Source organism: Serratia sp. TSA_105.2, assembly GCF_052692115.1.
On record NZ_JBQZFT010000001.1, the window covers coordinates 80,640 to 103,051 of the forward strand.

Here is a 22,412-nt window from a genome sequence, read left to right on the forward strand (position 1 = left end):
CATTTCCCTTCTTAAGATAAGTCTTCTTCTGTTCTGCACCGCGTTTTGAAAGGCACAACAAGCTTTAACGGCTGTAAAAAAAGTGATCTACTATCGGGACCAACGCAGGCCCTGAGCCGATGTCGTCTGAATCGTAGAGTCTAAGGAAAGCATGGAAATCTTTTTTACAATCCTCATTTTGATCCTGGTGGTCTCCCTGTCCGGGGTGGTGACGCGCATGTTGCCGTTCCAGGTGCCGCTGCCGCTGATGCAAATCGCCATCGGAGCCCTGTTGGCCTGGCCGCATTTCGGGCTGCACGTCGACTTTGATCCCGAACTGTTCCTGGTGCTGTTCATTCCGCCGCTGCTGTTCGCTGACGGTTGGAAAACGCCGACGCGCGAATTCCTGCACCACGGGCGTGAAATTCTCGGCCTGGCGCTGGTGCTGGTGCTGATCACCGTGGTCGGCGTCGGCTATCTGATCTACGCCATGGTGCCGGGCATTCCGCTGGTGGCGGCCTTCGCGCTGGCGGCAGTGCTGTCGCCGACCGATGCCGTGGCGCTGTCCGGCATCGTCGGTAAAGGGCGCATTCCCAAGCCGATCATGGGCGTGCTCGAGGGCGAGGCGCTGATGAATGACGCGTCCGGTCTGGTGTCGCTCAAGTTCGCCATCGCGGTGGCGATGGGCACCATGGTGTTCACCGTGGGCGGCGCGACCCTCGAGTTCCTCAAAGTGGCGATCGGCGGCCTGCTGGCCGGCGTGGCGGTCACCTGGACCTACAGTAAATCGCTGCGGGTGATGAGCCGCTGGAGCGGCGACGACCCGGCGACCCAGATCGTGTTCCTGCTGCTGCTGCCGTTCGCCTCCTACCTGATCGCCGAACATATCGGCGTTTCCGGCATCCTGGCGGCGGTGGCGGCGGGGATGACCATCAGCCAATCCGGCGTGATCCGCAACGCGCCGCTGGCGATGCGCCTGCGCGCCAACAGCGTATGGGCGATGTTGGAGTTCGTGTTCAACGGCATGGTGTTCATCATGTTGGGCCTGCAGCTGCCGGGCATTCTTGAAACCTCTATCCTGCAGGCGGAGCTGGATCCGACCATCCAGACCTGGTACCTGTTCGCCGACGTGGCCACCATCTACGCCGCGCTGCTGGTGCTGCGTTTCACCTGGTTGTGGGTGATGAAGAAGGCCAGCAACCGCTTTATGAAAAAGCGCCCGCTGCAGTTTGGCGACTACAGCACGCGTGAGCTGTGGGTGGCGTCGTTCGCCGGGGTGCGCGGGGCGATTACCCTGGCCGGTGTGCTGTCGATACCGCTGTTGCTGAGCGACGGCACCGCCTTCCCGGCGCGCTATCAGCTGGTGTTTATCGCCGCCGGGGTGATCCTGCTGTCGTTGATCGTCGGCGTGCTGGCGTTGCCGCTGTTGCTGCGCGGTGTGCAGGTGGCCGACAAGAGCGCCAGCAAGCAGGAAGAACGCATGGCGATCGCCATGGCGGCCGAGGTGGCGATCGAGAGCGTGAATAAAATGGAAGAGCGTTTGGTTGCCGATACCGAAGAGAACCTCGATCCGCAGGTGTTGAAAGAGGTCAGTTCGCGGGTGACGGGCATGCTGCGGCGGCGCATCGCGTCGAAAGACGATATCGAGAATGCGCTGGCGATGGAAAACCTCGAGCGGCGTTTCCGCCTGACGGCGCTGCGCGCCGAGCGCGGCGAGCTATACCATCTGCGCGCCACGCAGAAAATCAGCAACGAGACGCTGCAAAAACTGCTGCACGATCTCGACTTGCTCGAAGCGTTGCTGATCGAGCGCGAAGGGTAAATCTCCGAGGGGGAATAAACGTTTATCCGCTTTATCTCTGTCCTGAAGGGCCGCCTGTGCGGCCCTTGTTTTTTGGCTACTTGAGCGGCGGCCAGTAGTCGCGGCAGCAGGCGATCCAGGCCTGCGCGCTGTGCGACAGGTAGCTGCCCTGGCGCCAGATCAGCCCGACTTTCCACTCCATGCGCGGCTCCAGCGGCAGCCAGACCAGGTTTTCCTTGTCCAGCCAGCGGCAGACCGGCTCCGGCAGCATGGCGATGCCCACGCCGGCCTGCACCATCGAGGCGAGGAAGTCCCACTGGCCGCTGCGCACCGCGATTTGCGGTTCAAAACCGGCCTGGCGAAACGCCTTCATCAGCATCTTGTACAGCGCAAAGTCTTCGTTATAAATCAGGATCGGGCTGTCGGCCAATTCGGTGATATTGATGCGGGTGCGGTTGAGCCACTGCGGCGTGCGCGGCGCCACCACGCACATCGGATGGCCCAGCAGCGGCAGAAAGGTCAGCGGCTGTTCCGAATCGAAGGGCAGCACCGTCATCGCCAGATCCAGTTCGCCGGACATCACCGCCTGTTCGACCGACAGCCCGCCCAGCTCGGAAATTTTCAATTCGATACCGGGGTAGGTCTGGCGAAAGCGGCGGATCAGATCGGCGATCTGCCTGCCGACCATCGGCGGAATGCCCAGCCGCAGCACGCCCTTTTTCACCGAGCTGATGTCTTCCAGCTCCGCCTCCAGCTGGCGGAATTCGTCGAGGATCGTCAGGCCGCGCTGATACACCGCCTGGCCGCTGTCGGTCAGGCGCAGCTTGCGGCCTTCGCGGATCAGCAGCGTGCATTCCAGCTCCTCTTCCAGATGCCGCAGCATCTTGCTGATGGTGGGCTGGGTGACGAACAGTTTTTCCGCGGCGCGGGTGAAGCTTTGCTGGCGCACCACTTCAACGAAGTAGCGCAGGGTGCGGACATCCACGTTAGGGTTCTCCTTGAGGGCGCTACCGGCGGGAAACTATTCCCGGACGGCATGATGTCGATAATTTTAATTCATTTCAGGCGTGGTTTCCCGGCTGCGTATACTGTAGGCCGTCAATTTATTGTTTGAGGTCATCTTTCATGTCTCTGGCGTTACGCCGCGTTGCCCCCTCCCTGCTGACCCGTTTGCAGGTGCCGATTCAGGTGGCGTTGTATGCGGCGCTGTTCCTGATCGCCGATCGTCTGGTGCAACAATTCCACCTGCCGCTCCCCGCCAATATCGTCGGCATGCTGATGCTGCTGGCGCTGATCCTGCTGCGCATTCTGCCGCTGAGCTGGGTCAAGGCCGGTTCCCGCTGGCTGCTGGCAGAAATGCTGCTGTTCTTCGTGCCGGCGGTGGTGGCGGTGGTCAACTATGCCCAGCTGCTGATGGTCGAGGGCTGGAAGATCTTTCTGGTGATCGCGGTCAGCACCATGCTGACGCTGGGCGCCACCGGGCTGGTGGTGGACAGGGTGTATCGGCTGGAGATTTGGCTGCAGCGACGGAAGTTGCGCCATGAATGATTTTATCCTCAGCCTGGCCTGCTTTCTGGCGACGCTGGCGCTGTACTTCGCCAACAAGAAACTCTATCGCCGCCGCCGCACGTTGCTGCTGATGCCGCTGGTGCTGACGCCGATGATCCTGGTGCTGCTGCTGGTGGTCACCCACATCTCCTATCAGGACTATATTGGCGAAACCCACTGGCTGCTGTGGTTGCTGGGGCCGGCGACCATCGCCTTTGCAGTGCCGGTGTACGAGAATTTGCACATCATCCGCCGCCACTGGCTGTCGCTGACCGCCGGGGTAACGACGGCGGTGCTGGTGGCGGTGTACAGCTCGGTGTGGCTGGCGCGCCTGCTGACGCTGCCGGAAGAGGTACAGCGCAGCCTGGCGGTGCGTTCGATTACTACGCCGTTCGCGCTGGAGGCCGCCAAGCAGATGGGCGGGCAGCCGGATCTGGTGGCGCTGTTCGTGGTGATCACCGGGGTGTTCGGCATGGCGGTGGGCGACATTCTGTTTCTGCGGCTGGCGGTGCGCAGCCGCCTGGCCAAGGGAGCCGGGTTTGGCGCCTCGTCGCACGGCGCCGGCACCGCCCGCGCTTATGAACTGGGGCCGCAGGAGGGCGTGGTATCGAGCCTGGTGATGATGCTGGCCGGCATTATCACGGTGGTGGCCGCGCCGCTGATCGGCCGGCTGATGTGGTAAGACCTCTCGGGGCGGGCTCTGCCGCCCCATTTTACATTGTCTGTCGTTGGGAACGGTGCCGTCGATGAGCGCCCGAAAAAACGAAGAAATTTTTCAGCATAATTTTTCCCATCGTTATAACAAAAAACGATAGATGCGCCGCGGGCAAAATTGCCGCTCATTTTAAATGAAAATGAATTAATTTACTTATAAAGTATTATCATCAAAACAATAAAGTATAACTTATTGATATGGAGAGGCTCTTATCGTAAGTATTGTTGCACATTAACTGTGGTGAATAATACAAGAGAATATGAATTTCTCTCTAATTATATCGGATTAATACAAGAGGAATACGCTCGTCATCCCTGAGTAATATCGGGGAAATAAAATGGTCATTTATTCCCTTTCGCACATTTCGCCAAAAAAAATATCCTCTCCTATACTTCACAGCTCAACAAATTGAGGCACAGGGGGAACCTCTGGATTAACCATTTCATTCTTTCTTAGTTGGGGGGATACCCAGCTTTTCTACGGTTTTTTATTCTGACTTAAACTGTCGGACGGCCAGGCTTTGCCTAAATCCGGACGGTCCCTTTCATTAACGTAATGAAAAAGTGCTAGAGAATATTATGAACAAACAAACTGATGTGAAGAGTGGGGAATTCCGTACTGGTGCTCATGTTGCGTTGGAGAAAGTCGAACTGCATGAAATTACCACCGCTCAGCGCGAGCTTTGGCTGAGCGCCAGCATGTCTGAAGGCTTGCCGTTCAATATGTGGGGATACGGCACGATAGAAGGGCCGTTGCAGATAGCCCTGCTGCGCCAGGCGATAGACGCGATCATTGAAGAAACGCCGGCGATGCAGGCCCATTTCACCGAACAAGACGGTAAGCTTTATCAATACCGTGCGGTGCGCAGTCATGACCCGCTTTCCGCGCATGACTTCAGCAGCCAGGAATACCCTGAGCTGGCGGCGCAGCGCTGGATGCGGCAAGATGCCGATCGCGTTATCTCCGCGCTGGATCAGGACCTGTTCGGCTTTGCCTTACTGACGTTGGCGCCGGGCAGCTATATTCTCTACCGGCGTTTTCACCACATGCTGGTGGATGGCCGCAGCGCTGAAGAGTTCATGCGTCGCATCGCACTGTATTACAACGCGTTGGCTGAGAAAAAAAACATTCCTGAATTCAGCAATTGCAGTTTTAGCCGGCTCTATGAACACGACCTGCAGTACCGCGACTCTTCCCGCTTCGCTACCGACAAACAGTTCTGGCAAGGCTACACGCTCGCCGCGCCCCATAGCCTGACGCGTCGGGAGAAACTCGTCCCTTATTCGTCCATGCAAATCAGCAATCACACATTAACAATAAATGAGATAGCGGCGATTGATCGGGGTGCGGAAAAAGCCGGTGTACATCGCGCTCATATATTGGCGGCGGCCGTCGCATTATGTTTCCATAGTATTACTGGTCAGACCTTATTGAATTTCAGCCTGCCCGTTACCGGTACCCGAGAGCGAAACAGTATTGGTATGACCGCGAATGTGGTGCCACTGATTTTAGCCATTAACCCTGAAAGTCGTCTGGCGGATTTCGCACAACAGGTCGCTGCGGAAATAGCCAAAGTGGTTCGTCGGCAATTATATCGCGGTGAAGATATTCGTCGCGATCGCAGTACCATGAGCTCATCCTGGTTTGGTCCCGCTATCAATATCGTTTCCTTCGATCATGGCGATCCGTTTTGGGGATGTAAGACGCGCTGGTATTACGGCGGCAACATCGCCGTCAGCGATATGCAAATTCTGTTTTACGAAGATCAGCAGGCGCAAGAATTGGACGTCATGTTTGCCGATGCGCCGCATGCCCATTCATTAAGCCAGCTTGAGAGTTTACAGCGGCGTTTCCAGTTTATTCTGCGGACCCTCTCTGAACAGCCTGAAGGCAGCATCGCTCAGGTGATGCAACAGATTCATGCGCAGCCTGAAGCGGACGTCAGCGGCAGTTTCTATGATCTCCGCCGACTGCCGCCGGCCGCCGGCTTTATCCGTTGGGATCGTCCTGCCGCTGAACTGGTGCGCCTCGCGACGTCACTCGGCCATCCTGCGGGCGATTGCCCGCTGAAAATCCTGTTGAACGACCGGGCGCTGGGCGTTGGGCGCCTGGAAATGCTGCCTGACGCCGGCGATGCGGCACCCGGTACGCTGCTTGGCGTCGACGATGCGGGTTGGAATATCGCCACGGCGGAAGGGGCGGTGCGGATCGGAGGCTGGTTCACCGCCGAAGGGGAGCTGGCGGCGGGGGAAGCGCTGGCGCGGCGGCACGGTTTGACGGTGGGCGAGCCGTTGCCGTTGCTTGATCCCTTGCAGGCGAAACGGTTGGAGGAGATACAGGCGGCCGGTGGGCACCATGCGGCTTTCTGGCAACCGCGATTGGCCCAGTTTGCCCCGGCGGCGTTCCCGGTGGCCTGGCAGCGCGAAGCTCGGCCGGCATGGCAGGCTACGGCCTGGCAACATGCGGGCAAGATTGAGGTCGAATCGGTGTTGACCGGGTTGGCGTTGTATCTGGGATTGATGGGCGGCGAAAGTGATTTCCAACTTGGCTGGCTGAACGCGACGGACGACGTTATCGGCGAGCCGGGCCAGGTCTGGACACTGCCGCTGCAGATCTCGCTGGATCCGACGCTGGGTTTCACCGAGGCGCAGGTGCAGATGCGACGCGAATGGCAGCAGGCGCACGCGCGTCGGGCCTACCATCCGGCATTGCTCGGCCTGGACACGCGTTCGCGCGCCTGGTCAACCGTCGTGGCGCTATTGCGCCGCGACACCTCGCCGGGATTCGACGAAGGCCAGGAGGGCGCAGCGGCGGTGAAATGCTCCGGCGCCCGGGCAGTGCTGCAGATCTGTGAAAGCAACGGCGCTTTCCGTTGGGTGTACGACAGCGCCGCGGTGGGGGACGAGCAGATGCTGCGCGCCGCGCAACATCTGCTATTGCTGCTCCGGCAGGCCGCTGCGGCGCCGAATGCGCCGGTGCGCGGCGATCGTTTACTGAGCCAGGCGGAGCGAGAGCTAGTGCTCAACGTGCGCAACCGCACCCACCGTGCTTTCCCGCAGGCGTCAAGCGTGTCGGCCCTATTTGAAGCGCAGGCGCGGCGTACGCCGACGGCGCCGGCGCTGTCTCAGGGGGAGACGTCGCTGAGCTATGCGGAATTGAACGCGCGCGCCAACCGGCTGGCGCATCACCTGACGGCACGCGGCGTGGGGCCGGAAAGCCGCGTCGCGGTCTGCGCCGCGCGCAGCCCGGAGATGATCGTTGCACTGCTGGCGATCCTGAAAGCCGGCGGCGCCTATGTGCCGCTGGATCCGGCTTATCCCGCTGAGCGCCTGCACTATATCGTGCAGGACTGCGCGCCGGCGTTGCTGTTGGCGGATAGCGCCGGCCGCGCGGCGCTGGGGGCGGTGGCCGCGCCGCTGTTGGCCCTGGAAGACGCGCTGCCAGAGCAGGAGCACGACCTGCCGCCGCGCGCGCAGCCAGGCAGTCTGGCGTATGTGGTTTACACCTCGGGCTCGACCGGCAAACCGAAAGGGGTAATGGTGGAGCAGGCGCACCTGATCAACCTGATCATGTGGCACTGCGAAGCGACCGGTTTGCAGGCCGGTGAACGAACGACCAGCATGGCGGGTCTGGGTTTTGACGCCAGCGTTTGGGAAATCTGGCCGACGTTGACGAAGGGAGCGACGCTGTTGCTGCCGCCGGCAGAGGCGGCGGGCAATGGCGAAGCGCTGCTGCAATGGTGGCGCGGCAGCGGTGTGCAGGTCGGGTTTATGGTGACGCCGCTGGCTGAGCTCGCACTGATGGGCGACATGCCTGCCGATCTGCGGATGCTGCTGATCGGCGGCGACAGCATCCGCCGCTGGCCGCTGCAGGCGCCGCCTGGCGTAACCATTGTGAATAACTATGGGCCGACGGAGACGACCGTGGTAGCGACTTCGGGCGAGCCGGCGGTCGGTACGGCGATGCCGTCTATCGGCCGGCCTATCGCCAACGGCCGGGCGTACTTGCTGGATGACTATGGGCAGCCGGTGCCGCTGGGTGCCGTGGGTGAGTTGTATATCGGCGGCGCGCAGGTGGCGCGCGGCTACCTGAATCTGCCGGCGCTGACGGCGGAGCGTTTTCTTGCCGATCCTTTCGCGCCGGGTGGCCGCATGTACCGCACCGGCGATCTGGCGCGTTATATGCCGGACGGCAGCCTGGAGTATCTGGGCCGCAACGATCTGCAGGTAAAAATTCGCGGCTTCCGCATTGAATGCGGTGAAATCGAGTCGCAGCTGGCTATGCAAGCCGCCGTGCGTGACGCGGTGGTAGATGTGCTCACGGATGGCGAAGGCGACAAACGTCTGGTGGCCTGGGTCGTGCCGCAGCCGGAAGCGGAGCGTGAGGCGCTGGCGCAGACGCTGCGCCGGGCGCTTGCCGCAACGCTGCCGGATTATATGGTGCCGACGGCCTTTGTGTGGCTGGAGGCGCTGCCGCTGTCGCCGAACGGCAAACTGGATCGGCGCGCGCTGCCGGCGCCGGCGCCGGATGCCGCCATGCGCGAAGCCTATGTCGAGCCGCAGGGGGAAACAGAAGGGCTGCTGGCTCAGATTTGGCAGGGGTTGTTGAGCGTTGAACGCGTGGGGCGTCACGACAACTTCTTCGAGTTGGGCGGCCATTCGCTGCTGGCGGTGAAGCTGATGGCACAGCTGCGCCAGGCGGGGCTGTCGGCGAGCGTTCAGGCGCTGTTCTCCACGCCAACGCTGTCGGATCTGGCGCAAACGCTGGTGTCGCAGCAGCGGATCCAGGTGCCGGAAAATCGGATTGTGTCGGGCTGCCGCTCAATCACGCCGCAGATGCTGCCGCTGGCCGATCTGACTCAGGCTGAGATCGATCAGATCGTCGACGGTGTGGAGGGGGGTATCGACAACGTACAGGATATCTATGCCCTTTCCCCGTTGCAGGAAGGGATCTTGTTCCACCACATGCTGGCGGAAGAGGGCGACCCTTACCTGCTGTCGGCACTGCTGCGCTTCGACAGCCGGGCGCGTTTCGATCGCTGGCTGGCGGCGATGCAGCAGGTGGTGGAGCGTCATGACATTTTGCGCACGGCCTTTGTCGGTGCGGGGCTGTCCGAACCGGTACAGGTCGTCTGGCGCCGGGCGCGCTTAGCGGTGATCGAGCTGGCGCTGGATCCGGCCGCGGGGCCGGTCGGCCGTCAGCTGGGAGCGCGCTTCGACCCCCGGCGGATCCGTCAGGATCTGACGCGGGCGCCGCTGCTGTATTACGTCATCGCCGAAGAGAGCGACGGTAGCTGGTACGTCTTGCAGCAGTGGCACCACCTGATTGGCGACCACTCGACGCTGGCGATGATGGGGGAAGAAGTCAACGCCATTCTGGCCGGGCGCGGGGATACGCTGGGCAGCGCGCAGCCGTTCCGCAATGCGGTGGCGCAAGCGCGTTTGGGGCTCAGCGAACAGGAACATGAGAGTTTCTTCTGCGGCATGCTGGCGGATATCGACGAACCGGTGCTGCCGTTCGGGCTCGGCAACGTACACGGCGACGGACAGTGCGCCAATACCGGCCACCTGGCGTTGGCGCCTGCGCTGAATGCCGGCCTGCGTCGACAGGCGAAGCGGCTGGGCGTCAGCCTGGCCAGCCTGTGCCATCTGGCCTGGGCGCAGGTGTTGGCGCGCACCAGCGGGCGTGATGCCGTGGTGTTCGGCACGGTGCTGCTGGGCCGCATGGAATCGGGCGAAGGCGCCGACCGGGCGCTGGGGCTATTCATCAATACGCTGCCGCTGCGGCTGGATATGGACGGGCGCAGCGTTGAAGCGTCGGTGCGGCAGGCGCATGCGCGCCTGAGCGGCTTGCTGGCGCATGAGCACGCCTCGCTGGCGTTGGCGCAGCGCTGCAGCGGCGTGAAAAACGGTGCGCCGCTGTTCAGTGCACTGCTGAACTACCGCCACAACGACGGGGAAGCATTGGCGCTGCCGGAAGGGGTCAGCCTGATCGGCGCGGACGAACGCACCAACTATCCGTTCGTGCTGTCGGTAGACGACGGCATGGATTCGCTGGCGTTAACGGCACAGGTCATCGACCCCATCGAAGCCTCACGGGTGTGCCGCTATATGCAACAGGCATTGACCGCTCTGGTGAATGCGCTGGAACACACGCCGGAAATGCCGGTGCGCGAACTGTCGATTCTGCCGGACGACGAGTACGCCTTGCTGATCAATGGCTGGAACGCAACGGCGCAGCCTTATCCGCAGGATGTCTGCCTGCATGCGCTGTTTGAAGCGCAGGTGCGCCGCACGCCGGACGCCGTGGCGCTGGTTTGCGGCGACGCCGAACTGAGCTACGCCCAGCTGAATGCGCAGGCCAATCGCCTGGCGCACGCGCTGATAGCGCGCGGTGTCGGTCCGGATTGCCGCGTGGCGGTGTGCGCCGAGCGCAGCCTGGCGATGGTGACGGCATTGTTCGGCATCCTCAAGGCCGGCGGCGCCTATGTGCCGCTGGATCCGGCTTATCCGGGCGAGCGTCTGCACTATATCCTGCAGGACGCCGATCCGGTGCTGCTGCTGGCGGACGCCGCCGGCCGCGCGGCGCTGGGCGAACACGCGGTGCCGCTGCTGGCGCTGGATGAACCGTTGGCGGACGAGCTGAACGCCGATAACCCGGCGCCGCGCGCGCAGCCCAACCATTTGGCCTACGTGATTTATACCTCCGGCTCGACCGGCAAACCGAAAGGCGCGATGAATGAACATCGTGGCATCGTTAACCGCCTGATCTGGATGCAGCAGGCTTATGGATTGACGCCGGCGGATACGGTGCTGCAGAAAACGCCGTTCGGCTTCGACGTCTCAGTGTGGGAATTCTTCTGGCCGTTGATGTATGGCGCGCGTCTGGCAATGGCGCGCCCTGAAGGCCACAAGGATCCGGAGTACCTGAGCCGCATCATCGAACAGTATGGCGTGACAACGCTGCACTTTGTGCCGTCTATGCTGCAAAGCTTCCTGCTGTATGAAGGCGCGAGCCGCCGCTGTGGGCAGGTGGTGCGCGTCATGTGCAGCGGCGAGGCGCTGCCCGCCTCGCTGGTGGCCGAATTCTACCGCCAGATGCCGCATGTTGAGTTGCATAACCTCTATGGCCCGACCGAAGCGGCGGTGGACGTGACGGCCTGGCACTGCACCCGCCAACCTGGGCTGGTGTCGGTGCCCATTGGGCGGCCGGTGGCCAACACGCGGATCTATCTGCTTGATGAACAAGGGCAGCCGGTACCGCTGGGGGCGGTCGGCGAGCTGTATATCGGCGGCATTCAGGTGGCGCGCGGCTATTTCAACCGGCCTGAACTGACGGCGGAGCGCTTCCTGGCCGATCCGTTCGATGCCGGCCACGGCGGCCGCATGTACCGCACCGGCGATGTGGCTCGCTATCTGCCGGACGGCAATATCGAGTATCTGGGACGTAACGATCAACAGGTGAAGATCCGCGGTTTCCGTATCGAATGCGGCGAGATAGAGGCGGTGCTGGCCGCGCATCCGCAGGTGCGCGAAGCCGCGGTGGATGCGCGCGGCGGCGGCGACGGTGAGAAACGCCTGATCGCCTGGGTGGTGCCGCAGCCAAGTGCCGATGAGGCGTCGCTGGCGGAGACGCTGCGCCGGCATTTGGCCGACAAACTGCCGGATTACATGGTGCCGGCCGCTTGCGTGCTGCTGGAGACGCTGCCCCTGTCGCCAAACGGTAAGCTCGATCGCCGCGCATTGCCCGACCCGTCGGGTGAGGCCTATCGTCGAGAAGCCTACGAGGCGCCGCAGGGGCACGTCGAGCAGCGTCTGGCGGCGCTGTGGGAAGAGCTGCTGGGCGTGGAACGGGTTGGCCGCAACGACAGCTTCTTCGCTCTGGGCGGCCATTCGCTGTTGGCGGTGCGTTTGGCCAACCGCCTGCAGCAAAGCGGGTTGCCGTTGTCGCTGCAGGCGCTGTTTGCCAACCCGGTCCTGCAGGCGTTGGCGCGCCAGATTACGCAGGCGGAAAGCCTGCCGCCGATTCTGCCCGCGCCGCGCGATGCCGCCTTACCGCTGTCGTTCGCTCAGCAGCGCCTGTGGTTCCTGACCCAACTGGACGGCATGAGCGAAATTTACCACATGCCGTTGGCGCTGCGGCTGCGTGGGCCGCTGAATCTGGCCGCCTGGCAGAGCAGCCTCGACGCGCTTTATGCGCGCCACGACGCGTTGCGCACCGTCTTCATCAGCCGCGACGGCCAGCCGCAGGCGCTCATTTTGCCGATCGCCGGTTTGCCGCTGACGATCCACGATCTGCGCGGCGTCGCGGATGCGCAGGCGCGCGCCGCCACGCTGATGCAGGAAGAGGTCGCGGTTCCCTTTGATCTGACCGGTGGCCCGCTGGTGCGCGCCAGCCTCATCCGGTTGAGCGACGAGGAACAGCTGTTCGCGCTGACCTGCCACCACATCATTTCCGATGGCTGGTCGAACGGCATCCTGCTGCGGGAGCTGGGCGCGCTGTATGGCGCATTGTGTCGCGGCGAGCCTTCGCCGCTGCCGCCGCTGGCGTTGCAGTACGCGGATTACGCCCACTGGCAGCGGCAATGGCTGCAGCCTGCGCGGTTGTCGAAGCAGGCCGATTATTGGCGCCAGACGTTGGGCGATGCGCCGGCGCTGTTGACGTTGCCGACCGACCGTCCGCGTCCGGCGGTGCAGTCATTCGCCGGGGATCGGGTGGCCGTCTCGCTTGATGCCGAGTTGACCGCGGCGCTGAGGCAATTCAGCCTGCGTCAGGGATGCACGCTGTTCATCACGCTGCTGACGGCGTGGAGCGTTGTGCTGTCCCGTTTGTCGGGGCAGCGCGATCTGGTGATCGGCACGCCGGAGGCCAACCGTCGCCGGCTGGAAACGGAACCGATGATCGGCTTCTTCGTCAGCACCCTGGCGCTGCGCATCGATCTGTCCGACGATCCGGATTTGTCGACGTTGGCGCTGCGCGTGCGCGATACGCTGCTGGCGGCGCGCGACCATGGCGATCTGCCTTTCGAGCAGGTGGTTGAACAGGTGAACCCGCCGCGTCATCGCGGCCATACCCCGTTGTTCCAGGTGATGCTGAGCTGGCAGGACGGTTCGGTGCACGATATCGGCCTGCCGGGGCTGCAGGCGGAAGCGATCGATGCCGGCTATGCCGCAGCGAAATATGACATGACGCTGGATCTGACCGAGATCGGCGAAGAAATCGCCGGCTCGCTGTATTACGCCACGGCGTTGTTCGATCGTGAAACCGCCGAGCGCTACGGGATCTATCTGCGCCAGGTGCTGCAGGGCATCGCGTTGGCGGCGCCGCAGCCGGTTTCGCAGCTTGCGCTGTTGCCGCAGAATGAACGGCAGCGGTTGTTGCATGGCTGGAACTGGACGCCGGACGAACCGCAGGCGGATCTCTGCCCGCACCATCACCTGGAGCGGCTGGCGCTGCGCACGCCGGCGGCGATCGCAGCGGTGTGCGGAGAAGAGCGCCTCAGCTATCGGGCGCTCAATGAACGAGCCAACGCGTTGGCGCAGGTGTTGATCGCGCGCGGCGTCGGGCCCGATCGTCTGGTGGCGCTGTGTGCGGAGCGCGGCACGCCGATGCTGGTCGGGTTGCTGGCGATCCTGAAAGCGGGCGGCGCCTATGTGCCGCTCGATCCGGCGTATACCGGCGAACGTCTGGAATACATTTTACACGATGCCCGGCCGGTGTTGCTGCTGGCCGACGCTGCAGGGCGCTCGGCGCTGAGCGGGGCCGATGTGCCGACGATGGCGCTGGAGGAGGATTGGGGCGCCGAGGCCGCCAATCCGCAAGTTGAAGGGCTGACGGCGGCCAATCTGGCCTATGTGATCTATACCTCCGGATCGACCGGCAAGCCCAAAGGCGTGATGGTGGAGCACCGTCAGGTTGAGCGCCTGTTTACCGCGACTGATGCCGGGTTCGGCTTTGACGCCGGGGATGTGTGGTGTCTGTTCCACTCGTTCGCCTTCGATTTCTCGGTATGGGAAATCTGGGGCGCGTGGCGCCACGGCGGCCGGTTGGTGATCGTGCCGCAGGAAACGGCGCGCTCCGCCCCCGCGTTCTATCAGCTGGTTTGCCACCAGGGCGTGACGGTGCTGAATCAGACGCCAAGCGCCTTTAAGGCGTTCATTCAGGCTCAGGACGACACGCCGCATCGGCTGCGCTACATCGTCTTCGGCGGCGAAATGCTGAATCCGGCCGATCTGGCGCCGTGGTATGCCCGTAATCGGCCGGACGCGCCGCGGTTAATCAATATGTACGGCATAACGGAAACGACGGTGCACGTCACTTACCGGGAAATGTCTCCGGCGGACATCACCGGCAGCGGCAGCCCGATCGGCCACCGCATTCCGGATCTGCGCCTGTATCTGCTTGACGAACACGGTCAGCCGGTGGCGCAGGGCGCGGTGGGGGAGCTGTATGTCGGCGGGCTGGGCGTGGCGCGCGGCTACCTGAATCGGCCGGAGCTGAATGCGCAACGTTTCCTCGACGATCCTTTCGTGGCGGGAGAACGGATGTATCGCGCCGGCGATCTGGCGCGCTATCTGCCGAACGGTGAGCTGGAGTACCTGGGGCGCAACGACCAGCAGGTGAAAATTCGCGGTTTCCGCATTGAGTGCGGTGAGGTGGAGGCGGCGCTGCTGAGCCATCCTGAGGTTCGTAGCGTGGCGGTTGACGCCTGGCAGGACAACGGCGGCGACAAACGTTTGGTGGCCTGGGCGGTGCCGGGTGAAGGGGAGGCTCGGGAAACGCTGGCGCTGCGGCTGCGTCAGCATCTGGCCGGCCGTCTGCCGGACTATATGGTGCCGACGGCCTTCGTGTGGCTGGACGCGTTGCCGCTGACCACCAACGGCAAGCTGGACAAACGCGCGCTGCCGGCGCCGGAGCTGGGCGCCGCCGCGCGCGCCGTTTATGAAGCACCGGCCGATGAGCGAGAACGCCTGCTGGCGTCCGTCTGGCGTCAGTTACTGAATGTTGAACGCGTCGGTCGTCACGATGACTTCTTCGCCCTGGGCGGGCATTCGCTGCTGGCGGTACAGTTGGCCAACCGGGTGCAGCAGGCCGGCTGGCGGTTGCCGCTGTCGGCGCTGTTCGCCGCGCCGGTGTTGCAGGCGCTGGCGCAGCGGCTGGAACGGGAGGGGGCGGCGCAGCCGACGGCCATCGTGCCGACTCCGCGTCACGGCGCATTGCCGTTGTCGTTTGCCCAGCAGCGGTTGTGGTTCCTGAGCCAAATGGGCGGGATCGGCGAGACTTACCACATCCCGCTGGCCTTGCGCTTGGACGGCGAACTGGATGCGCCGGCGTTCCAGCGCAGCCTCGACGCGCTGTATGCCCGCCACGAAGCCTTGCGCAGCGTGTTTGTCTGCCAGGATGGGCAACCCCAGGTGCGGATCTTGCCGGAGGCGGCCATGCCGCTGGCGCATCACGACTTGCGCGGCGAGCATCAGGCGGAGCAACGTTTGCACGCGCTGGCCGAAGCGGCGATGAAAGCGCCGTTCGATCTGGAAGGGGGGCCGCTGGTGCGGGCCAGCTTGCTGCAAGTGAGCGATCGGCGGCATCTGTTCCTGCTGACCTGCCACCATATCGTTTCCGACGGCTGGTCTACGGGGATCCTGATGCGGGAGCTGAGCGCGCTGTATGGCGCCTTCCAACGCGGCGAACCGTCGCCGCTGCCGCCGCTGGCGGTGCACTATGTCGATTATGCCGTTTGGCAGCGCCAGTGGCTGACGCAGGAACGGTTGGCCGAGCAGGCGGCGTTCTGGCGCCAGACGCTGGGCGATGCGCCGGCGCTGCTGACGCTGCCGACCGATCGGCCGCGTCCGGCGATGCAGTCGTTCGCCGGCGGCGAGGTGCCTTTAGTCATCGACGCGGCGCTCACCGACGCGCTGCGGCGGTTAAGCCGTCAATACGGCGGCACGCTGTTCATGACGGTGCTGGCCGCCTGGAGTCTGGTGTTGTCCCGCATGGCCGGCCAACAGCAGGTGGTTATCGGCACCCCGGAGGCCAACCGCGGCAGGCTGGAAATCGAACCGCTGGCCGGCTTCTTCGTCAGCACGCTGGCGATGCATGTCGATCTGCGCGGTGAGCCGACGCTGCAAATCTTGCTCGAGCGAGTGCGCGAGACGGTATTGGCGGCGCGGGAAAACGGCGATCTGCCGTTCGAACAGGTGGTGGAGGTGGTCAATCCGCCGCGCCAGCTGGACGCGACGCCGCTGTTCCAGGTGATGCTGGCCTGGCAGGACGGCTCGGTGCGCGATATCGCCTTGCCGGGCCTGCAAACGGCGGATGCCGGGCTGAGCTATGACGTCGCGAAATTCGACATGACGCTCGAGTTGGCGGAAAGCGGCAGCGGTATTGTCGGCTCGTTGAACTACGCCAGTGCCTTGTTCGATCGCGACACGGCGGTGCGCTACGGCGCGTATCTGCAGCAGGCGCTGCGAGCAATGGTGGCGGATCTGGCCCAGCCGGCGGCGCGCGTCGATCTGCTGCCTGCGGCCGAACGCCAACTGCTGCTGCATGACTGGAACCGCACCGAGCGGGCGTATCCGGCGCAGGCGTGCGTGCATCAGCTGTTTGACGAGCAGGCGCGGCGCACGCCGCAGGCGACGGCGTTGATCGATGGCGAGCAGCTTATCCGCTACGCGCAGTTGGCGGAGCGCGCCAATCGGCTGGCCTGGCGCCTGATTAAGGCGGGCGTGGAGCCCGGCCAGCGCGTGGCGGTCCGGTTTGAGCGCAGCGCCGCCCTGGCGATCGCCCAATTGGCGATCCTTAAGGCCGGCGCGGCCTATGTGCCGGTTGACCCGCAGCTGCCGGCCGGCCGGCAGAACTGGATCATCGCCGACAGCGGCGCGGTGCTGCTGCTGAACGGCGGCGAGGACGACGCGCAGATCGGCGTCGGCGTCGCTCGTCTGCCGCAAAACGATGACGCGGATCTGCCGTTCGGTGCGCCGATATTGACGAGCAACAGTCTGGATCTGGCCTACATCATGTACACCTCCGGCTCAACCGGTAAGCCGAAAGGCGTGATGGTGCCGCATCAGGGGATCAACCGACTGGTGATCAATAACGGCTATGCGGAGTTCAGCGACTCGGATCGTATCGCTTTCGCCATCAACCCGGCGTTCGATCCGGCGACGCTGGAAGTTTGGGGAGCCTTGCTGAACGGCGCCGCGCTGGTGGTGGTGCCGCCTGCGGTCTTGCTGGACGCCTCGGCGTTCGCCGATCTGCTGACGCGTCAGGCGATTACGGTGCTGGTGTTGCCGACCTCGCTGTTCAATCAGCATGCGCACAGCATTCCCGCGACGTTGGCGGGGCTGAAATACCTGATCAGCGGCGGCGAAGCGGCGGATCCTCATGCCTATACCCGGGTGCTGAAGGAGGGCGGCCGGGTGCAGCTGATCAACGGCTACGGCCCGACGGAAGCCACTACCGCCGCCACCTCGGCGCATATCACCGTGGCGGCGGGGCGGCACCGTTTGCCGATTGGCCGGCCGATCGGCAATACCCGGGTGTATCTACTGGACGAATACCGCCAGCCGGTGCCGCTGGGCGCGATCGGCGAGCTGTATATCGGTGGCGTAGGCGTGGCGCTGGGTTACCTGAATCGCGAAGACCTCACGGCCGAGCGTTTCCTGGCGGATCCGTTTAACGAGGGAGGCCGCATGTATCGCACCGGCGATTTAGCGCGCTATCTGCCGGACGGCAACCTCGATTACTGCGGACGCAACGATCAGCAGGTGAAGATCCGCGGCTTCCGCATCGAGTGCAGCGAGATTGAAGTCCTGTTGGAAACGCACCCGGCGGTGCGCGAAGCGGTGGTTGACGTGCGCGGCGCGCATCCTGCGTTGATCGCCTGGATCGTCCCGCAAGCCGAGGCCGAGGGCCGCGATCTGACCGACGAGCTGCGGCGGCATCTGGCGGCGCAGCTGCCGGACTACATGGTGCCGGCGGCCTGTCTGATGCTGGCCGACTTGCCGTTGACCCCGAATGGCAAAGTGGATCGCCACGCGTTGCCGACGCCGCAGGCCGGCGACTTTGCACGCGTGGGCCATGAAGCGCCTCAGGGCGACACGGAAACCCTGTTGGCGGCGATCTGGGGCGAATTGCTCGGTCTGCCGAATGTCGGCCGACATGACAATTTCTTCGAGTTGGGCGGGCACTCGCTGCTGGCGGTGAAACTGATCGCGGAGCTGCGCCGCTGCGGCCTGACGGCAAACGTGCAGACGCTGTTTACCGCCCCGACGCTGGCCTCGCTGGCGGAGGCGCTGGAGGCGCGCTGCGAAGTCGAGATCCCCGAGAACCTGCTGCGGCCGGACAGCGCGCGCATCACGCCTGAGCTGCTGCCGCTGGCCTCGCTGAACCAGGTTGAAATCGACAGCATTGTGGCGCGCGTGCCGGGCGGCGTGGCCAATGTGCAGGATATCTATGCGCTGTCGCCGTTGCAGGAGGGGATTCTGTTCCACCACCTGTTGGCGGAGCGGGGCGATCCGTACCTGCTGTCTACGCTGCTGCGCTTTGAGCACCGCGAGCGTCTGGATCGTTGGCGGGCCGCGATGCAACAGGTGATCGATCGCCACGATATTTTGCGCACGGCGTTCATCAGTGAGGCGATCCGCGAGCCGGTACAGGTCGTTTGGCGCGCCGCCGCGCTGCCGTGGACTGAGCTGACGCTCGATCCGGCGCAGGGGGCGATTGGCGAGCAGTTGATGGCGCGCTTCGATCCGCAGCATGCGCGTCTGGATCTCAGCCGCGCGCCGCTGCTGAACGTAGTGGTGGCGCAAGATAGCGATGGCAGTTGGTGGATGCTGCAGCAATGGCATCATCTGGTGGGGGATCATTCCACGGCGGCATTGATTGAGGAAGAGATCGCCACGATCCTCGCCGGCAAAGGCGCCGAGCTGGGCGCCGCACCGCCGTTCCGCAATGCGGTGGCGCAGGCGCGTTTGAGCGTCAGCGCGCAAGAACATGAAGCCTTCTTCCGCACCATGCTGGAGGACATCGAAGAGCCGGTGCTGCCGTTCGGGCTCGGCAACGTGCGCGGCGACGGCAAAGGCGTCACCACGGCGCACCAGCCTATCGACAAGGCGTTGAACGAACGTCTGCGGCATCAAGCCAAACGGCTGGGCGTGAGCCTGGCCAGCCTGTGCCATTTGGCCTGGGCGCAGGTGCTGGCCCGCACCAGCGGCCACGATCGCGTGGTGTTCGGTACCGTGCTATTGGGACGCATGCAGGCGGGGGAAGACGCCGAGCGCGCGATGGGGCTGTTTATCAATACGTTGCCGCTGCGCCTCGACATCGGCGATGACGGTGTGGTGACGGCGGCGCGCCAGGCCCACGCGCGGCTGAGCGGGTTGCTGCATCATGAGCACGCGCCGCTGGCGCTGGCGCAGCGCTGCAGCGGCGTGGCGGCGGGGATGCCGCTGTTCAGCGCCTTGCTCAACTATCGCCACAACAACGGCAGCGAGCTGGTGTTGCCGGAAGGCATGACGCTGTTGAGCGCGCAGGAGCGCACCAACTATCCGTTCGTCCTGTCGGTGGAAGACGGCGGCGACTCTCTGGGGCTAACGGCGCAGGTCAGCGAGCCGGTGCCGGCGGCGAGGATCTGCGGCTATATGCAACAGGCGCTGGCCTCATTGGCGCAGGCGTTGGAAAGCCAGCCGACCCTGCCGGCGAGCGAACTGGAGATCCTGCCGCCGTCAGAGCGCCGGCTGCTGCTGGAGGAATGGAATCAGACGGCGGAGCCTTATCCCGCAGCGCTTTGCGTGCATCAGCTGTTTGAACGCCAGGCGCAGCGTGCGCCGCAGGCTGTAGCGATCGTGCAAGGCGACCGTCGGATCGGCTATGCGGCGTTGAACGCCCAGGCTAACCGGCTGGCGCATGCTCTGATCGCGCACGGCATTCAACCGGGCGAGCGCGTGGCGACGCGTCTGACGCGCAGCATCGATCTGGTGGCGACGCAACTGGCGATCTTCAAAGCCGGCGCGGTGTATGTGCCGATCGACCCGCAACTGCCGGCGGCGCGTCAGCAGTGGATCCTGGAGGACTGCGGCGCGCGTCTGATCGTCGGTGAAGCGGCGGACGGGGATACCTTGCCGCTGCTGCGGCCGCTGATCTCCGGCGGTGACGAGAACGACCCGGCGCTGTTGCTGTCGAGCGGCGAGATGGCGTACATCATGTACACGTCCGGCTCCACAGGGCTGCCTAAAGGCGTGATGACGCCGCACCAAGGCATCACCCGGTTGGTGATCAACAACCGTTATGCGGCGTTGGATGCGACGGAACGGGTGGCTTACGCCGCTAACCCGGCCTTCGACGCCGCGACGATGGAGGTGTGGGCGGCGCTGTTGAACGGCGGCGAACTGGTGGTGATCCCGGCGGAAACCGTGATGGATGCGGCGCGTTTGAGCGCCGCATTGACGCAGCATCGCGTGACGACGCTGTTCCTGACAACCGCGTTGTTCAATCAGTATGTGTACAGCATGGGCGCGACGTTGGCCCAGCTGCGCTACCTGATCTGCGGCGGGGAAAAGGAGGAGCCGAGCGCCTTCGAACGGCTGCTGCAGGAAGCGGGGCCGGTACAGCTGATCCACGCCTATGGGCCGACGGAAGCGACGACCTTCGCGACGACGGCGGCGATCGCCGAGGTGCAAGGCGCAACGCGTTTGCCGATCGGTAAGCCGATCGGCAACACCCGCGCCTATGTGCTGGATGCGCGCGGCCGACCGGCACCGCTGGGCGTTATCGGCGAGCTGTATATCGGCGGCGTCGGCGTGGCGCTGGGGTACCTCAACCGGCCGGAACTGACCGCGGAGCGTTTCCTGAACGATCCGTTCAACCCGGGCGGGCGCATGTATCGCACCGGCGATCTGGTGCGTTATCGGGCGGACGGCAATCTCGAGTATCAGCGACGCAACGATCGTCAGGTGAAGATCCGCGGCTTCCGCATTGAGATGGGGGAGATAGAGGCGCGCCTGGCGGCGCACCCGGCAGTGAACGAAGCGGTGGTCGATGCCCGCTGCATCGGTGCGGATACGCGGTTGATCGCCTGGATCAGCCTGCGTGAGAACGTGGCGAGCGACGGATTGGCCGGTGAGCTGCGCCAGCACCTGGCGGCTCAGTTGCCGGACTATATGCTGCCTGCGGCCTTTGTCTGGCTGGCGGCGATGCCGCTGACGCCAAACGGCAAGATTGATCGGCGGGCTCTGCCGGCGCCGGAGATGGCCGCCGCCGCAGGCGAAGCCTACGAAGCGCCGCGCGGCGATACCGAGACGCTGTTGGCGCAGGCGTGGGCGGAGTTGCTGGGGCTGCCTCAGATCGGCAGACACGACAACTTCTTCGAACTGGGCGGCCACTCGCTGCTGGCGGTACGCCAGGCCAGCCTGGCGCAGCAGTGGGGGATCGCACTGCAGGTGCAGGCGATCTTTGACCACCCGGTGCTGGCGGATCTGGCGGCGCATGTCGAGCAGCGCACGGGCGAACAGCCGCTCAGAGCATTGCCGGCGCGCCGCAGCGGCCAGCACCCGCCGGTGTTCTTCATGCCGACCGGCTATGGCGATCACTCGTATGTTTATGAGATTGCCAAAGAGATCGATGCGGACTTCCCGATTTATGCCGTGCCGTGGCCAGAGATGACCGACGCGCCGCCGGCAACGATGGAAGCGATGGCGGAGATCGTTGCCGGGGTCATCCGGCAGGCGCAAGCCAGCGGGCCGTACCACCTGTTCGGTTACTCCTCGGGCGGGATCTTGACCTACATGGTGGCGGAACGGCTGCAGGCGGAGGGGGAAGAGGTGGCGCTGGTGGGCCTGCTCGACACCATGCGGCCGCAGCAGGCGATGCGCGATGCGACACAGCTATTCCTCAGCTGGCTGGAGGTGGAACATCCGACGCTGGAGGCGGCGCTGTTCGCCCGCCTGCAGTTGCTGTCGGTGGAGGATGCGCTGGCCGTGCTGCACGGCCAGGGCATCAGCACTTTCCTCGATGATCCGCTGAAGGAGGCTGCTTTATGGCGCAAGCGTTATCACTATGCGACCCTGGTCGGCGCCAGCGTCATCCGGCCGCTCGGCCTTAATCTGCACTTGTTTAAAGCGGTAGAGGAGATGCCCGGCTTGCTGAACGACGATCTGGAAGCCTACTGGCAACGCATCAAGCCGGCAGGTTACAACCGCCGCGACGGCTCGGCTCTCGGCTGGGAGGGGCATTTGCCGGCGTCGGCGGTGACGGTCAACCTGGTCGATGGCGATCATGTCACCATGATGTCGGAAGCGGCGAACCGGCGCGGGTTAGGAGAGCGCATCAGCGCCGTGCTGAATACGCTCGTCCGACGCTGACCGCGTTGCT

At 64.0% G+C, this 22,412-nt stretch carries 5 protein-coding genes; 4 read left to right on the forward strand and 1 reads right to left on the reverse strand.

The features are described 5' to 3' along the window. Positions 1 to 151 precede the first annotated feature (151 nt). The gene (locus tag ACUTSC_RS00340; protein ID WP_033636184.1) at positions 152 to 1,801 is read left to right on the forward strand and encodes a Na+/H+ antiporter; all 1,650 of its coding nucleotides are present in this window, start codon (positions 152 to 154) and stop codon (positions 1,799 to 1,801) included. Positions 1,802 to 1,877: 76 nt separating this feature from the next. Here ACUTSC_RS00340 and ACUTSC_RS00345 read toward each other — a convergent pair whose 3' ends face one another. Then, complete coding sequence (locus tag ACUTSC_RS00345) at positions 1,878 to 2,765, reverse strand: LysR substrate-binding domain-containing protein (protein ID WP_197767573.1); 888 nt, start codon at positions 2,763 to 2,765, stop codon at positions 1,878 to 1,880. 140 nt (positions 2,766 to 2,905) lie between these two features. On the opposite strand from ACUTSC_RS00345, the gene ACUTSC_RS00350 reads away from it, so the two are divergent. The 3 genes from ACUTSC_RS00350 (at position 2,906) to ACUTSC_RS00360 (ending at position 22,402) form a co-directional block, all read left to right on the forward strand. After that, positions 2,906 to 3,328 carry a CidA/LrgA family protein gene (locus ACUTSC_RS00350; protein WP_047570376.1) on the forward strand — a complete coding sequence of 141 codons (423 nt, stop codon included), beginning with the start codon at positions 2,906 to 2,908 and terminating at the stop codon, positions 3,326 to 3,328. Next, a complete protein-coding gene (locus ACUTSC_RS00355) occupies positions 3,321 to 4,010 on the forward strand; it encodes an LrgB family protein (protein WP_004936833.1) in 690 nt (229 codons plus the stop codon). The genes ACUTSC_RS00350 and ACUTSC_RS00355 overlap by 8 nt, the downstream gene beginning before the upstream one ends. A 611-nt stretch (positions 4,011 to 4,621) precedes the next feature. After that, a complete protein-coding gene (locus ACUTSC_RS00360; RefSeq protein WP_445653025.1) occupies positions 4,622 to 22,402 on the forward strand; it encodes an amino acid adenylation domain-containing protein in 17,781 nt (5,926 codons plus the stop codon). Positions 22,403 to 22,412: the final 10 nt, after the last annotated feature.